Genomic DNA, 16,636 nt, shown 5'->3' on the forward strand with positions numbered 1-16,636 from the left:
CCTTCAGTGAGCGTCACCCGCAGCGCCGTGACCGGCGTCGGCTCCTATCTGCCGGAGCAGATCGTCACCAACGCCGACCTGGCCAAGTTCGTCGACACCTCCGACGAGTGGATTCAGGAGCGCACCGGCATCAAGCAGCGCCACAAGGCGCGTGACGACCAGCCGACCAGCGATCTGGCTGTCGCGGCCGCCAGGAAGGCCCTGGCCGACGCCGGCAAGACGGCGGCGGACGTCGATCTGATCATCGTGGCCACGACCACGCCCGACATGACCTTCCCGGCCGTGGCCTCGATCGTTCAGCACAAGCTGGGCGCCGGGGTGGGCGTGGCCTTTGACGTCCAGGCCGTCTGTTCAGGCTTCGTCTATGCGCTGAGCGTGGCCGACGGCTTCGTGGCGCGCGGCCTGTCCAAATGCGCCCTGGTGATCGGCGCCGAGGAAATGACGCGGCTGATGGACTGGACCGACCGGACTACCTGCGTCCTGTTCGGCGACGGCGCGGGGGCCGTGGTGCTGGAGCCGCGCGAAGGGCAGGGGACCTCGGCCGATCAGGGGATGCTGGGCTTCGCCCTGCGCGCCGACGGATCGAAGACCGATCTTCTCTATGTGGACGGCGGCCCGGCCACGACCGGCACCGTGGGGCATCTGAGGATGGCCGGGAACCAGGTCTTCCGCCATGCTGTGGTGAACATCGCCGAAGGCATCACCGCCGCCTGCGCCGCCGCCGGCATAGAGATCGCCGACGTCGACTGGTTCGTGCCGCATCAGGCCAATCAGCGGATCATCAAGGGCGTCGGCGACCGGCTGGGTCTGGACGAGACCAAGGTGATCTCGACCGTGGCCCTGCACGCCAACACCTCGGCCGCCTCGATCCCCCTGGCGCTGGACGCGGCGATCCAGGACGGACGGATCAAGAAGGGCGACATGGTCCTGCTGGAGGCCATGGGGGGCGGCCTGACCTGGGGCGCCTGCGCGCTGCGCCTCTAAGTCCGGCAGAGGCATTGATTTTTCGGAGACTTTGCGTCCCTATACGCCCAGCCTACCGCTACCAGACGGGGATATGATGTCAGGCCTACAGACCGTAACGCGCGCCGACCTTTGCGAAGCCGTGCATGAAGAAGTCGGTCTGTCCCGGCAGGAGTGTTCGGCCCTTGTCGAGCGCACCCTGGAACTGATCGTTGAATCCCTGGAACAGGGCGATACGGTCAAACTGTCGGGCTTCGGCGTGTTTCAGGTTCGCGAGAAGCGCGCCCGCATGGGGCGCAATCCCAAGACCGGTGAGCCGGCGGCGATCAATCCGCGCCGGGTCATCAGCTTCCGCGCCTCTCAGATCATGAAGAGCCGGGTTCACGACGCCGTCGTCGAGGCCTGAGTCCCTTGGCCAAGAGCCCAGACGCCTTCCGCACGATCTCCGAGGCGGCCGAGGAAGTCGGGGCGCCGCAGCATGTGCTGCGCTTCTGGGAAACCAAGTTCAGTTTCGTGGTCCCTGTGAAACGGGCCGGGGGGCGCCGGTTCTATCGACCGCAGGACATAGCGGTGCTGAAGGCCGTGCGGCGGCTGCTGCACGACGACGGCCTGACGATTCGCGGGGTTCAGCGCCTGCACAAGGAGCAGGGGCTGAAGAAGCTGGTCGGCGCCGAGGCGGCGGCCCTGATCGAGGATGGCGAGACGTTCGCCGCCATCGCGACGCCAGTCCCGGCGCGCCCCGTCTCGATGTCGCACGCCGGGCGCGCTGAACATGCGGACCTGCAGGGTGTTCTGGCCGATCTGGAGCAGGCGAAGGCGCGTCTGGACGCCGTGCTTTCGCGGTCGGTGGAAAAGTCGTTTTAGCGTTTGCGGTCAACGGTCGCCCCGTCTATAGGGAGCGCCTTCGGAGCGTGGCGCAGCCTGGTAGCGCACTTGACTGGGGGTCAAGGGGTCGCAGGTTCGAATCCTGTCGCTCCGACCATTTCCTCTAAGGAAACGGTTGGTTAGAGGGGCCGCTTTCGGGCGGCCCCTTTGCAATTCGGGTCGCTGTCGGGCCCGCCGTCCTTTTACCAACTGCGGTGAGCGGTCATCGCCCCCGCCCTGGCCCACGCCTCGCGCCCCGCATCATTCCAGGCCGACCCCAGTCGGCGCAGCTGTCGACGTGAGCCGTTGTCGGGGCGGATGAAATGACAGGGTGTGAGCGCCCTTGCGTGCTGAGCCTCCTGCGAGATGCTATCAGGGGGAACGGCAGGGACATTGTCGCCGCAACCAACAGGGATTCCCTTGATTTGATCGGACAATATGGATGGTCGACGTCTCTGGCGTCGGCCTTCGAGCCCCATGAGCGTGCGGGCCACACGCCGGGCCGCATCATTCTCCACCAGCGGGACGGTTACGTCGTCGCGACCGACAACGGCGAAATACGCGCCAAGGTTTCGGGGCGGCTACGTCATGAGGCGGGGGAAATCGGGCATCCGGCGGTCGGGGACTGGGTCGCCCTTTCGTTCGGCGCGCAGGAGCGCACGGCCACGATCCACGCCTTCCTGCCGCGCCGCACGGCCTTCGTCCGCAGGGCGGCCGACAGTATGCGGAAACTGCAGATCCTGGCCGCAAACGTCGATGTGGCATTTATCGTCACCTCACTGAACGGTGATCTCAACCTGCGCCGGATCCAGCGGTATCTGGCGGCGGCCTGGGAGAGCGGCGCCCGGCCTGTCGTGGTGCTGACGAAATCGGACCTGTGCGTCGATCCGGGGGACCAGGCGGCCCGCGTCGCCGCCCTGGAGCCGGGCTGTCCTGTGTTGATGGTCTCGGCCCGCCAAGGCGTGGGCCTCGACGCCTTGCTCGCCCAGGTGGGGAGGGGGGAGACCTGCGTGCTGATCGGCTCGTCCGGCGTCGGCAAGTCGACCCTGGTCAACGCCTTTCTGAACGAAGACCGGATGGCGACGCAGGCCATCCGCGAGACCGACGATCAGGGGCGTCACACCACCAGCCACCGCCAGCTCATCCTGCTTCCCGGCGGCCGGCTGATGCTCGACACGCCCGGTATCCGCGAAGTCGGTCTGATCGACGCCGAAGCGGGCGTGAGCGCCGTGTTCGAAGACATCGAGGGTCTTCTCCAGAGGTGCCGGTTCACCAACTGCAGTCACGCCAACGAGCCGGGCTGCGCCGTGCAGGCCGCCGTGCAGAGCGGCGCGCTCGATCCCGCGCGGTGGGCGCACTACCAGAAGCTGACCCTCGAGGCGGCTGCGGCCGAGCACGAGCAGGAGCGGGCGGCGAAGGCGGTAGAGCGTCGCCGGCTCGGCGCGCTCCAGAAGGTGTACCGCGCCACCAAGAGGAACGACCGGGGCGGCGGCGACTGATCGTCCGTGATCGGTTCCAATCCTCCTCAAGACGGGTTCGGACGAATTATGGCCTTTCCCGCAGCCAATCAGGCTAGTCGAGAGATTCAAACCTGAAAGAGTTCAAAAATGCCCGCGTACACCATCGTAACCACCAGTGCGGTCCAGGGCGGCGACACCGCCGAGGTCAACACGCTGACGGACGACTTCGCCAATGACAGCGAGGCGCTGGGCTATGCGCGTCGGATGGCCGACGAAATGATCGACATGGCCCATCAACTCCTGCTGGACTTCGACTACAGCAATGTCGGCGTCTATGAGGGCGATCTGATCGACGAGGACATCACGCCTGATCACGCATCCCTGATCGGCGTATGGGTGCTCGACGAAGACGGCTCCGCTTGCGTGACCGCAGAAGAATTCCGCGAGGGGGCGACCGAGGTCGAGCCTTCCTGATCGTCACGCAGTCGGTGTGAGCGCTCCATAATCCCAAGACTCTAACTGGTTGAATTTCCAACGGTGCCATTTTCCATAATCCCGAGAATCCCATGGTTCACCGCAAGCGATGGTGCTGCATTATTGGGATTCACTGCATGGCCATAGTCGGTGCAACGCCACGCTAGTGGCTAGTGCCACCACGCAGGATCGCGGGCCGCTGAGCGATGGTGATAGCTAGCGGAGCGGAATGCGGAAGCGTTTGCCTGATGGTCAGCCGGCGCCGACGCGAGCTGTCCAGCAGCATGTTCTTTAGGGCGACAGATATCGCAACAGTCGCATGCTGATCCAAAACAACAACACGCCCGCGATCACCCCGATTTTGATCTGGTGATCCATGAACCGAACGCCCAACACGGCGAAGAATGCGCCGGCCAGGCAAAGCACGGACAGGTTTCCCATCAACCTGGCGGTCATCTTGAGCCAGATGTCGTTTTGGTAAGGCGTCATTGGCGCGTTTCCATTCAAATCGCAGCCTACACCGTATCGACGGGATGGGAAGGTGCATGAAATACATCCACACCCACCCGTAACTGGTGGACTGCAAGCCGCCCTCTCGGAACGACAAAAGCGCCAGAACTATTTGCCGATCTGATCCGAAGTCCGGGCCAAAGCGCGATACAAAGTGCTGCGAGAAATCCCGAAAGTGGTCGCCACGGCTCCCATCGTCTGATCGGGATGCTGAAGTAAGAGACGGACCTGCTCAAGCTGGCGCGCCGATAGAGCCCGTTTACGCCCGCCAGTTCGTCCTCTCGCGCGAGCGGCTGCCAAGCCTGCCATGGTCCGCTCGCGGATCAGGTCTCGCTCCATTTCGGCTAGAGCCGCCATCATATGGAAGAAGAACCGTCCTGCCGGTGTCGTAGTGTCGATGCCATCAGTCAGGCTTCGAAATTCAACGCCGCGGCTCTTTAGGGCACTGACGAAATCAACAAGCTGACCGACTGTGCGGCCTAGGCGGTCAAGCTTCCAAACGACGAAGACATCTTTCTCTCGGGCAAAGCTCAAAGCCTCGCCCAATGCCTTGCGATCTACCCGCGCGCCGGACGCAGCTTCAGAGAAAATCCGCTCGCAGCCCGCTTGTTTGAGCGCGTCAATCTGGAGATCGAGGTTTTGGTCCGCAGTCGAGACCCGCGCGTATCCGATAAACATGTCGCGAAACTCGTAAACAGAGGGCTTCATGACACATAGATTATGCAACAGAGTTTAGCCACACCTTCGGCGCTGACGGTAGGGAGCGGAGTTGGATCCGGACGGTCGGGGTCACAAACGTTCGTTTGTGCGACAAAACGCTGGCCGTGGCGGACTGCCGCCAGTCCATTGCTGGCTGAGGCTGCGTAAGGGCGTGCTGTGCCTTCAGGACAGCGCGGGCGAATACTGGGTAAGGATGAGCGGCATGGTGCGAGGGGCTTCACGGCACGCCGGAGGTGTCGTAGCGACTGCAGATTGCGCTAACGCCGGAGGAGGGCGATGAGTCAGTCCAATTCCGTTTTTCAAAGCGGCCTGACGACCTGGAACCTGCCCGAAGGTGACAGCGCCCGGCAAGCCGTCGCTCCGTTGCGGGGCTACGTATATCAACTCGAGGCATCCCTGGCGCGCTGGCTGGTTCTGCCCACCGGAAGTGAACTGCTGCTCGAAGTCGCGGAAGACTACGCCGAGGTTGCCCGCAATCCGGGCTCGCTCGACGCGGTTCTGAAAGCAACCCAGATCAAGGACACTCGCGAGTCGGGGGCGGTGACCCTGAACTCTGCGGACGTGCTCGACGCCATCAAAAACTACTGGAAGTTAAAGGCGGCCAATCCTGATCAGTGTGTCCAGATGAACTTCTTGACCACCTCCCCAATCGGCAAGGAACGCAAGAATCCGATCGCGGACGGCAAGGGGCTGGACCTTTGGCGACATGCGGCGAGGGGCGGCGATTGCGCTGCCCTGCGAGCCGGCCTCGTCGCGAGGTTCCCCAAGGGCGATTTGAGCAAGTTTCTCTCAGAATGCGATGACGCCGCGCTACGCGAGCAGTTGTTGCGTCCGATCGTCTGGAGTTGTGGCGAGCCGGACGTCTCGGCCCTGCATGCAGACAACCGCGCCCTCGTGATCGAACTCGCGCATTCGATGAGCATCCCGCCGGATTTCGCGGAGCGCGCTGCCGATGCCCTGCTGGTCCGGGTGATGACTGTCGCCATCAGCCAAAATCGTCGTCTACGGCGGGGCGAATTGATCGACCTTATACATAAGGCCGGGACTGTCCGCGTGCCGGCGAGCCAAGCTCTGGGCTCCCTCACTGCGGTACGGCCTCGCCAATTGGACCTTGAGGCGGCCGGTCTGTGGCGCCCGGTGCGAGCCGCGACATCGCCACTTGCCGCGCGCACCGACGCAATCACCAAGCTTGCGAACGCGCTGGGCGGGACGGGCACGGCTTGGCTACATGGCCCAACCGGCATGGGTAAGACCACGCTCGCCGCACAACTCGCACGAGGCCGGGGTGGAGACTGGCATGTGCTCGATCTGCGCAACGTCTCTAAGGAAGTCGCCGTTGAACGCATCAATGCCGCGCGCCAGCATGTGGCAGGTGCTTCGGCGATCGCGGGCTTGATACTGGACGATCTAAATCCAGTGCATCAGCCAGACCTCGAAGGGTCGCTGACCGAGTTGAAGGCGGCCCTGGAGCGACGCGACGCGCAATGCCTTGTGACTGCCTATCAGAAACCCGGCATGCGCCTGAGCCGCGCGCTTGGCCTTACACCGGACTCTGTCACCAGCGCGCCATCCCTCACTCCCCCTGAGATCGCTACGCTGATCGCCGAGCTCGGAGGCGACCCTGCGGTCTGGTCCGCGTTTGTCTGGACCATCGCTGGGGTTGGCCATCCTCAGCTGGTTGATGTCTTGACTTCGAGCCTCGCCGCAAAAGGCTGGCCGCTCGAGGAGATGGAGCGATGGAAGCGGGACGGCCTAAAAAGCGAGGATGTCGAAGCGGAGCGCGAAGCCGCCCGGCGTCGTCTGCTAGATGAGATGGATGAAGCAGACCTTCGACTCCTTACCCGCGCGAGCCGGGTCATGGGGTGGTTTGATCGTCCGCTAGCAGTTGCTCTCGGCGCTTTGGAGGTGGTCGTCGCGAACCCTGCCCAAGGCTTGGATCGACTGACCGGCCGCTGGCTGGAATCGATGCCGGCAGGACAGCTGCGGATCTCTCCTCTTGTCGCCGGTCTCGCCGACCAGTGGCTCGACGTGAACGAGCTGAAGGCCCTCGACCGCCACATCGCGATCCAGATTCTGACCCGCAAAGAAGGCGATCCCAGCATCATTGACACGGCGTTCGCTCATGCGCTGCTGGCCAAGGAAGAAGGCGTGCTGGTCCACATCGCTCGTGTCATCCTCACCGCTCCGAATGACGCGCGACCACTACTGGCCGCTCAGATGTCGAGTTTCCGGATGGCGGGGACCGCGATCGACAGCCTCCTCGTCGATCAACCCTACGCAGGCTTCTTCCTCAGCCTCGCTCAGCACCGGCTGACCGCGACGTTAGGCGACGGCCGGGTGGTCGCCGAATCCGCTACGCATTTGGTGGACCGGTGGCGGGCCTTGCCCGATGAGGACACGCGCAAAAACCTGGGCGGCTTGGTTCATCTTATCATTTTGATGGACCAGTATGCCTTCGGAAAAATTCCTGATTGGTTTGAGCTGATTCTCGCTCTCGACGGCATCGAGCCGGACGACGAGGAACTGGCCTTCCTGGACCAGTCGATGATCGGCCCAGAAGGAGAATCTGCGGTCGACTTCCTCTTCATCGCGCATGCCATCCAAGTGCCGGGCCTTAAAGCGCTGGGCCGCCTGTTCGAGGTGCTGAATACCATGTCTGCCGAAGGTCGCCGGCGATGGATCAGCGTCCTCGAGACGGGTGATCACTGGCTGGGCATGGCCATCGACAACGCTTGGCTAAAAGAGAGCGAAGCTGACGGCTTTGAGCCCCATCAGGCAGCTATGGTGCTTGGCGACTTGGGGCGAACGGCAATCGGCTGGGGCGAAAGCCGGCTCGCGGCGCGCTGCATTCGCTCCCGGGCAGTGATCTTAGACGAATACGTCGCCGATCGCACCGCCGCTCTGGAGGTGCTGGATCAAGCCGACGAGGTCCTGCCGAACAATTTCGATTTGATGCGCGAGAGAGCGAAGATCGCTTGGCGAGCGCGGGATTATCAGGACGCTTTCGACCAGCTCACAGCCCTCGCGGATCGATTGGCAGAGGCTGATCCCATCGACATCGCCTTCGTCCTGAGAGAGGCGGCGGCCAGCGCCGGCGAGCTCCAACGATGGTCCGAGTCGGTGACTCTCTTCGAACGCGCCCGCCAAGTGGTCCTGAACAGCACGCGAGGGACCGAGACAGCATTCAGCGTCGGCCTTGCCGTAGACACTGTCGCTGCGCGCTTCGAAAGCGGTGACCGGATTGGGGCCGTTCGGACCATGGTCCCGGTGCTTGAGAGTCTGAGGCTGATCAATCCTGCCGCCGACCTGAAATCCTTCTATGTGCACCACATCGCACGCCACGTGGTTATGTGGATGCTGGCCCGGATGGAGGGGAAATACCTCGTCGAGGGCGAGCCCGCCGTCCATGTCCCTGGCGCCGCGAGCAACCCCGCGCCGAACAAGGCTATTCTGGAACGTCCTCTTCCCGACTTGCCCGCCGGCTGGATGCTTATGGCCAGGATCGGCTTACGGCTCGGTCTTCCCAAAACGGAGGTGCTGTCCTGGTCCGGCGTGGCCGACATGCGAAGCTTTGGCGTTCTCGAGGCCCTATTTCAGAGCGACCTGATTGATCGGGCCATCATCGACGGCGATCAGGACGCGTTTGTCGAGGCTCTGTGCCATGCTGCGGCAGGGCGTCAGCTGCTTTTCGACCTTCGCCGAGCCAATTCGCCGCCAGATCCGCTGCGGCCAACCCGGTTTGCTCTACCGGCCTTCGACGCGGCCTCGGCCGATCGCATGTTCTACTATCTGCGTCTGATCGTTCTCGTTTTTGGAGCTGCTCGCCTGTTCCAGCAGTCCTCAGGCGGCCACCTCATGGACTTGGCGACAGCGGTGGAGCGCCGACTCGGCCTGCCCCTGGTGCCGGAATGGACGAAAGGCGGAGACTGGACTTCGCTCGATGGACTTGAGGCCGTGTTCAGGCCGCTCGCGCGCCTAGAGGCCGGCGAGGTCCTCGAGATCGACGCCCTCTATCTATTCCACCTTCGCCTTTGGGAGGTCGCGCGGCGGCTGGACCATGTCGATGTATTCTGGCCTATCCTCAGCCGACGAATCAAAGAGGACTGGCTTGAGGTGATCCGCAGCCGAACAGCAATGCTTCGGACACCCATGGCAACGGTTCCGCCGCTGCGCGAGACGCTACAATCTGGCTCGGGCGAGGCCTGGATCGCGAGCGTCCTGTTGCGCGCCCGGGGCGCAGTTTCGGTTCCACTCGCAGATGATTTCCTAAAGCTTCTGAAGGATGCGGCTACCACATCGCGCGATCCGACCTCGCCTGAAGGCACCTGACTGCGAGGAGGTGGATGTCGGCCGAGAGTAGGTTCCGGCCGAACGTGCAGGCTTGGTTTTGGTCTACCCGTCCTAGCGCACAGTTACCTTGGCCGACTAACTAGCAGTGCGATTCTAAATCGTCGCGAAGCCTTCATTTGCACAACTCTCGCGGCAACAACCGACTCTTCTAGCTAGATTGGCGCTCTAAAAAATAGTAGCGTTCGCTGAGGGTTGGGGGCTGAGGCGTGTGGATTTGGATCGCTGCGTTGACGATCATCGGATTGATCGCATGGCAAAAGCGTCGAAAGACGGCCGAGGCGAGACGACAGAGGTTGCTCGGGGAAAACCGTAGGATCAACGCCATTGCGGTGCCGTCCACGCAGCGTTTCGTGCTCGAACTGCCATCTACGCCGACGCAACATGCGGTTCAGACACCGATCTTGGCTCCGACCGACACACCAAGCGACGCTTTCGCAGCCCTTGACCCCGAGGACAGGATGCTCGTCGCCCGCTTCGAGGTCAGTCAGGAGGGTGGGCGGTTTAAGTGTCGGGCGTACAACTTCTCAACTCTCGCCCAAGCCTTGGCCTATGCGCGCCGCTTGAACGCCGAGTTGGCGACGCCGTTTGCGCCGGCTCCACGGGCGACCTCCGCGGTCGCGCCCGATCCATTTCGCGGCGTCTCCGATGCGGATCGCGCCCTCGCGGCGCAATACGGCGTTCAGCCGGTTGGCGACCGGTTCCGTTGCCGCGGCTACACCTTCACCACCCTTGGCCAGGCTCTCCACTATGTGCGTCGGTTGGCCGTCGAGACCCAGACGCCGAGCGCGCCGCTGAGCATCAGCGCACCTGTCGTCGGACACATCGAGGCGGCGGTCCATACGGGAGGCACAGGTTCGTCGCCATTGAGCGACACCGATCAAATGCTTGCAGTCTTGTACGGGATCGAGCGCATCGACGGCGGTTTCCGCTGCCGGGATTACCGATTCTCCACCCTAGCCCAAGCGCTCGACTATGCGCGCCGGCTCAACGCCGAGGTCGCGCCCATCTCGGCGGCCCAGCCTAAACCTAGGCCGTCCGCGCCGTCTTGTTCTGCGATCCAAACTGCTCCAGGCCAGACCCAAAAGACCTCTGCAAGCCCCGTATGGTATGGTGCTGGGTCGTCCGTGACCGTCGGCGGCATGTGCCTCGAATCGCCGATGATCTACGCCGGCGTTGTCGCTCGAGCTTGGGAGGCGCCTAGGTATTTAGTGGATCCCACGCTTCAGACTGCTCCCAGCGGAGAGGATCGGGACGGCGTGTCGCTCGGATACTGGCCCTCCTACGAAGGGCTGACTCCGGTCGCCCGCCACACCTATCTGCAGTGGTTAGCGCTCGGCCGTCCCGGAGGCTATGGGATCGGCTATGTCTTCATGTTCTTCTACGGCCTCGAACACCGTCTGCTGAGAGAGATGGCGCCTGACGGCGTCGAGGTCATCGCCGAGGTGGACCGTCTTCTGGCGCTCTACGGGGACAACGGCTCCTTCCGCAGCTATGCGCGTCGTCTCATCTCGGCGATCAGCTTGATCCGCAACGATCCAGTGGCCCAACCGGAGTTGTCGCCTGATCTTCGCCTGGGCGAGTACGAGATGCCCTTCGCCGTCAGGCGATATCTTGGGGTTCGGCTGGCGACCGGCACGGCGTTCGAAGCCGACGACGCCTTGCGATGGTTGCTTTCGTCGCCCGAAACTTATCTGAACACGCCCGGACGCCGCTGCTTCGACGAACTGACTGCGCTTTGGAGGGTGAGGTTCGCTGCGCGCCATCCCGCAGGCCTGAAGGTCCGGGTGCCGAAGCGGCGGCTCTCCACTGTTTACCGCAGCGCCAGCGGAGAGTTTGAACTCGAGCTCTCGGCCGGGGATATTCCGGACATCTCCTCGGTTACTGCGCCGCTTAATGGATTGCGCGACCTCCTTGCCGCCTGCCAACAGGATTTGGACGGCCTCAGTCGTCTTCTGCTGCGTAAGCCCGACGCGCGCACAAGCCTGGAGGGCGCACTGTGCCTACCGCCCGATCTTCAAACGCCTTCGGCAGAGGGGCTCGTCGCTCCGGTGCGGGCCCGCCTCGCTGAGCTGGCAGGACCCCGCGGAATCCAAGCGGTGACAACGTCGGCCGTTTTGGATCTCTTCCACATCGACTGCGAGGGCGCGAAGGTCCCCGCAGCTCAGCAGAAGCAGCTTGCAGGCATGCTGGATCGCCTCGGTTACGCTTTCGAGCCTGATCGCCGCCACAGCGAAGCCGGGCTGGAGACGGGAGGCCATATGGTGCTTTACGAGGGTCGGTCCGGCGCCGCACCGGCGGGCGACCGTACGGCCTATGCAGCGGCTCGGGCCAAGGTCGAGATCGCGATCCTCGCTTCCGCGTCCGATGGTGAGGTGGTCCAGGCCGAGTTGGATCAGATTACCGCCGACCTGGAGGCGGACGAGGCCCTTTCACCGGATGATCGGCGACGTCTCGGCGCTCATGCCCTTTGGTTAAGCCGGGATCTGCCGCGCCAGCAGGGCGCGTTGAAGCGACTGGCGACGGCATCCGAGGGACAGCGCACCGCGGCGGCTAGGTCGGCCATTGCCGCTGTGGTCTCCGACGGCCGCATTTTGCCGGTGGAGGTGCGCTTTCTGGAGAAGCTCCACAAGGCGCTTGGTCTCCCTGTGGCCGACGTATATGCGGCGCTTCACCGCGGCGCTGGCTCCGATGTTGTGCCGCTTCCGGTCCCTGCAAATGACGGGGCGTCAGCCGACCTACCTGGCGCTAACCCTCTGGCGTTCGATCTGACGCGACTTGATCGTTTGCGCCAAGAGACTTCCCAGGTCTCGGCGCTCCTCTCGACCATATTCCAGGAAGAGGAAGCCACGCCCGCACTCGTCGCGCCTGCACACACGTCGGCGGATGGCCGCTTCCCGAGACTGGACGCTCGCCACGCCATCCTTCTCGCCGGATTGGTAGACGCAGGCGAGCCTACCGACTTGGACGTTTTTGACGCAGAGGCCCGGAGCCTCAAACTGCTTCCGGCCGGAGCCATAGATACTATCAATGAATGGGCCTTCGACACCTTCGACGAACCCATTCTCGAATTGGACGATCAGATCGTGGTCGTGGAACATCTCCGCGCGCGCCTGATCGACATGGAGACCGCCGCGTGACCATCCACCCCCCTCTCAAGACCCGGGACCGTGACGCGATCCTCCAAGCCCTTGCCGCGGGCGTGGTGCCCCGAACGGGCCTTGCGCATGTTCAGGTGGGCCGCGCTGGCGAAGTCGGCGCTTTGGTCAAGGACATTGACCGGATCAGCGAAGGCGGCGCCGCGCTCCGTTTCGTGATCGGGGAGTACGGAGCCGGCAAGACTTTCTTCCTTAACCTTGTGCGTCTGATCGCGCTTGAGCGCCGCTGTGTAACTGTCCACGCCGACCTTGCGCCCGACCGCCGCATCCATGCGACCGGCGGGCAGGCCAGGGGGCTATACGCGGAAGCCGTGCGCAATCTGGCGACACGAACCAAACCGGACGGCGGCGCCCTGGGCTCCGTTGTCGAACGGTTCATCACCGAATGCGTTCAAGATGCAGAGGCGCGTGCGGTGGGTGTTGAGGCTGCCATCGACGCCCTGTTGGCGCCTCTGCAAGAGTATGTCGGTGGCTACGACTACGCTGCTGTCCTTAAGGCATATTGGCGAGGCAGCGAGGCGGGCGATGCGGCGCTGACGGCTGCGGCGCTGCGCTGGCTTCGCGGGGAATATTCGACCAAGACGGAGGCGCGGCAGGCGCTCAACGTTCGCAACATCATCGACGACGATGGCGTCTACGACAGCCTTAAACTTCTCTCCGCCTTTGTGCGCCTGGCCGGCTATGCCGGTCTCGTCGTGGTCTTCGATGAGATGGTGAACCTCTACAAGCTGCAGAGTTCGCAGGCGCGCAATCAAAATTTCGAGCAGATTTTGCGTATCCTCAACGACGTCCTTCAGGGCAGCGCCTCGGGCCTCGGCTTCGTCTTCGGCGGCACCCCGGAGTTCCTCATGGACAGCCGACGTGGGCTCTACAGCTATCAGGCCCTCCAGTCCCGCCTGGCTGAGAACGCCTTTGCTACGCAAGGTCTAGTTGACCTCTCCGGTCCGGTTCTGCGGTTACAGAGCCTGACGCCCGAGGATCTGCTGATCCTGCTGGCCAATATCCGCAATGTCTTCGCCCAGGGTGATCAGGCCCGCCACATCGTTCCAGACGAGGCCCTGCCGCTCTTCATGAAGCACTGCAATGGCCGGATCGGCGAGGCCTATTTCCGCACCCCTCGAAACACCATTAAGGCCTTCGTCCAATATCTCTCGGTGCTCGAACAAAATCCGCAACAGGGGTGGGCCGAGCTCATTGGTGCGGTCGATGTGGCCAATGATGCGGAGAGCGCCAACGACCATGCGCTTGAGCCCGAGGCGGCGGACGACGAACTGACCGCCTTCAGGCTTTAGTCTTGGAGGCCTTTGATCGGCTGCACCGAGAGGTGCAGCGCTGGATCCGAGACGAGCATTGGACAGGATTGCGTCCGATCCAGTCGCGCGCCATCGACGCCATTCTTGGCGGTGAAACGGACCTCATTATTTCGGCTGCCACGGCGGCGGGCAAGACCGAGGCGGCCTTTCTGCCGTTGTTGTCTCGGGCTGCCGAGCGGGAGGAGGGCGGACTGTCCGTCCTCTACGTTAGTCCACTCAAAGCGCTGATCAATGACCAGCATCGGCGACTAGACGGGCTATGCGAGCGTTTGGCGCTACCAGCGGTGCGATGGCACGGCGATGCCCCTCCCGGTCCCAAACAACGGTTGCTCAAGGCTCCGGCTGGGGTCGTCTTCATCACGCCGGAATCGATTGAAGCCCTGTTCCTACGCCGCAGCGCAGAGGTCTCTCGCCTATTTGCCAATGTTGATGCGGTCGTGATCGACGAGCTTCACGCCTTTCTGCAAGGACCGCGCGGATTGCACCTGGCCTGTCTCCTGCGTCGGATTGAACTTGTTACAGGGAAGCGGCCCCGCCGTATCGGGCTGTCCGCGACCCTGGGTGATCCGGCTGCCGCCGCGGCTTGGATGAACCCCGCAGCACCTGAGCGCGTGTCGCTGATTGAGGACGACGCTTCAGCGATCGATATTCACCTCCAGATCCGGGGCTATCTTGAACCGAACGGCCCCGAGGCAAGGGCGGACGTTGGCGAGGATGAAGAGCCGCGCACGGCTTTGGACGATATCGCCGATCACGCATTCAGCGTGCTGCGTGGTGATAACCACCTGTTCTTCGCCAGTTCGCGACGAAACGTTGAAGCGTTGGCGGACGACCTGCGACTGCGCAGCGAGGCCGCCGGTGTTCCCAATGAGTTCTTCCCCCACCATGGGTCCCTGTCGCGGGAGCTGCGTGAGACCCTCGAAAGTCGGCTGAAGGCGGCAACCCTGCCAACCACAGCCGTGGCCACGACCACCCTGGAACTGGGCATCGACCTCGGCGGGGTAAAATCAGTTGCGCAGTTGGGTGCACCGCGCTCCCTCGCCAGCCTGAGACAGAGGCTCGGACGAAGCGGTCGGCGCAAGGGCGCGCCAGCTGTTCTGCGGGTCTATGTGCGCGAGCAGCCCCTGACCGGCACCTCCGGCCCCCTTGACGCGCTTCGTCCCGAAACCATTCGCGCTGTGGCCGCCGTCCGGTTGCTGCTTGAGCGGTATGTGGAGTCGCCCCGACACGGTGTTGGCTTGGCCACAGTAGCGATCCATCAGATTCTGTCCTTAATCGTGGAGCGCGGGGGCATGTCGGCGGGTGGGCTCTTCAACGCCCTCTTCGGCGCGGGACCTCTCGTCGCTCTGGATCAGGAGATGTTTCTCGGCTTGCTGCGCGCAATGGGCGACCCGGCGGTTGGACTGATCGAACAGGCACCGGACGGACAGATCATGCTGGGAGGACTTGGGGAGCGGCTGACTTCAGATCGAGAGTTTTACGCCATTTTCGACACCGACGAGGAATGGTCCCTGCGGCATGGCGCGCGCCCGCTTGGGCAGATTCCGATCTCCAATGTCCTCTTCGTCGGCAGTATCCTCGCTTTTGCGGGACGCCGGTGGCGCGTAATCGCCGTCGATGATCGGGCGAAGGTGCTGAACGTTGAGCCTCACCGGTCCGGACGACTTCCCCTGTTCGAACGACAAGCGGTCGAACCTCTAGGCGATCGCCTCGCTCAAGAAATGCGAGCGGTCTATCTCGCGCAGGATCTGCCTGCCTATGCGGATCCTGCCGCAACCGCGTTGCTGCAGGAGGGGCGTGACGCCTTTGCCGCTTTCGACCTGTCTCGCCGTGCGGTCTTAGCTGACGGCCCAGACACTCACGTGCTGCTGTGGCGGGGCGGAGAGATGAACGGCGTCATGGCCGTCGCGCTTCTGGCTATGGGGGCCGAGACGGAGGTTCATGACCTGGGCGTCACCCTAACCAATACGACGACCGATCACGCGCGGATTCTGCTGGAGACGGTCGCAGCCCGGGCTCCTTCGGCGGCCGAGCTCAGCGCCTTCGTAGTCAATCTCAGCGAGGCCAAGTTCGACGCCTATGCGCCGCAGGCGGTGCTGCGCCGACTGTGGGAACGCCGCCACGAGGCTTATGTCACGCAACTCCCCGAAGTCGCCTTACAGGCGGTGCGGTTGATCGACATGGCGCCGTCCCTCCAGCGTCTCTCAACATAGGACACGAATATGGACAGTCTGATCAACCAGCTAGGTAGCGACCGGATCACCGCACGTCAGATCGACGAACTGGTAGGCTTGGCGCGGGGGATCGCCGCAGACGGCGACTTGAACCAGGCCGAGGTTGAGTTCCTGCAAAAGTGGTTGGCGGCCAATACGGTCGTCAGCGACCAACCGGTCATCCGTACTCTGTACGCGCGGATCAACGAGGTGCTGGCCGATGGCATTTTGGATAACGACGAGAAGACTATGCTGCTCGAGACGCTGAATAGTTTCTCCAGTCGCGACTTCGAGCTGGGGGAGGTGCTCAAGTCCTCGACCCTTCCGCTCTGCGATCCGGCGCCGGCGCTGCTGTTCACCGGTCGAACCTACTGCTTCACCGGTACCTTCGTGTATGGTCAGAGAAAGCACTGCGAGAGCGCGGTCCTGGAGCGCGGCGGACAGGCCGGCGGGTTGAGCCGCAAGACTGAGGTGCTCGTGATTGGGGCTTACGCTACCGAGTCATGGAAGCACTCCAGCTTTGGTAACAAAATCCTCCAGGCGTCGGCATGGCGCGACGATGGCAGTGCGATTTCGATCGTATCTGAAGAACATTGGACGGCGCATCTGTAAAA

The 16,636-nt window shown here is 63.3% G+C and carries 12 protein-coding genes and 1 tRNA gene; 11 read left to right on the top strand and 2 right to left on the bottom strand.

The genetic code is table 11. The annotated features are described in order from the left end of the window. Window positions 1-6: 6 nt before the first annotated feature. From ER13_RS04055 to ER13_RS04080, 6 genes are all read left to right on the top strand, one after another. Window positions 7-984: a beta-ketoacyl-ACP synthase III gene (locus ER13_RS04055; RefSeq protein WP_035306825.1), complete on the top strand. Its 978-nt coding sequence runs from the start codon at window positions 7-9 to the stop codon at window positions 982-984. Between the two features lie 76 nt (window positions 985-1,060). Next, on the top strand, window positions 1,061-1,369 hold the full coding sequence (locus ER13_RS04060; protein WP_035306862.1) for an integration host factor subunit alpha: 309 nt from the start codon (window positions 1,061-1,063) through the stop codon (window positions 1,367-1,369). 5 nt (window positions 1,370-1,374) lie between these two features. Further along, a complete protein-coding gene (locus tag ER13_RS04065; RefSeq protein ID WP_035306827.1) occupies window positions 1,375-1,827 on the top strand; it encodes a MerR family transcriptional regulator in 453 nt (150 codons plus the stop codon). A gap of 41 nt (window positions 1,828-1,868) precedes the next feature. Next, window positions 1,869-1,945: transfer RNA gene (locus ER13_RS04070), tRNA-Pro, on the top strand. A gap of 307 nt (window positions 1,946-2,252) precedes the next feature. Next, a complete protein-coding gene (gene rsgA / locus ER13_RS04075; RefSeq protein WP_008264234.1) occupies window positions 2,253-3,326 on the top strand; it encodes a ribosome small subunit-dependent GTPase A in 1,074 nt (357 codons plus the stop codon). Between the two features lie 108 nt (window positions 3,327-3,434). Beyond that, a complete protein-coding gene (locus tag ER13_RS04080; protein WP_008262117.1) occupies window positions 3,435-3,761 on the top strand; it encodes a hypothetical protein in 327 nt (108 codons plus the stop codon). A 291-nt stretch (window positions 3,762-4,052) separates the two neighbouring features. Here the strand turns inward: ER13_RS04080 and ER13_RS04085 are convergent, their stop codons facing one another. Further along, on the bottom strand, window positions 4,053-4,250 hold the full coding sequence (locus tag ER13_RS04085; protein WP_035306829.1) for a hypothetical protein: 198 nt from the start codon (window positions 4,248-4,250) through the stop codon (window positions 4,053-4,055). Window positions 4,251-4,379: 129 nt separating this feature from the next. Continuing rightward, window positions 4,380-4,949: a recombinase family protein gene (locus ER13_RS04090; protein ID WP_035306831.1), complete on the bottom strand. Its 570-nt coding sequence runs from the start codon at window positions 4,947-4,949 to the stop codon at window positions 4,380-4,382. Window positions 4,950-5,267: 318 nt separating this feature from the next. Here ER13_RS04090 and ER13_RS04095 point away from each other — a divergent pair, with 318 nt between their 5' ends. From ER13_RS04095 to ER13_RS04115, 5 genes are all read left to right on the top strand, one after another. Beyond that, window positions 5,268-9,320 (top strand): hypothetical protein, encoded by a 4,053-nt coding sequence (locus ER13_RS04095; RefSeq protein WP_035306834.1) that lies wholly within the window; start codon window positions 5,268-5,270, stop codon window positions 9,318-9,320. 248 nt (window positions 9,321-9,568) lie between these two features. After that, window positions 9,569-12,478: a TerB N-terminal domain-containing protein gene (locus tag ER13_RS04100; RefSeq protein ID WP_052004849.1), complete on the top strand. Its 2,910-nt coding sequence runs from the start codon at window positions 9,569-9,571 to the stop codon at window positions 12,476-12,478. Next, on the top strand, window positions 12,475-13,788 hold the full coding sequence (locus tag ER13_RS04105; protein ID WP_052004852.1) for an ATP-binding protein: 1,314 nt from the start codon (window positions 12,475-12,477) through the stop codon (window positions 13,786-13,788). Before ER13_RS04100 ends, ER13_RS04105 begins: the two co-directional genes overlap by 4 nt. A 2-nt stretch (window positions 13,789-13,790) precedes the next feature. After that, window positions 13,791-16,022: a DEAD/DEAH box helicase gene (locus ER13_RS04110; protein WP_052004854.1), complete on the top strand. Its 2,232-nt coding sequence runs from the start codon at window positions 13,791-13,793 to the stop codon at window positions 16,020-16,022. Window positions 16,023-16,031: 9 nt separating this feature from the next. Next, on the top strand, window positions 16,032-16,634 hold the full coding sequence (locus tag ER13_RS04115) for a BRCT domain-containing protein (protein ID WP_035306836.1): 603 nt from the start codon (window positions 16,032-16,034) through the stop codon (window positions 16,632-16,634). The last annotated feature ends 2 nt before the right edge of the window (window positions 16,635-16,636 follow it).

The sequence above is a fragment of the Brevundimonas sp. EAKA genome (assembly GCF_000698025.1).
GTDB classification, from domain to species: Bacteria; Pseudomonadota; Alphaproteobacteria; order Caulobacterales; family Caulobacteraceae; genus Brevundimonas; species Brevundimonas mediterranea_A.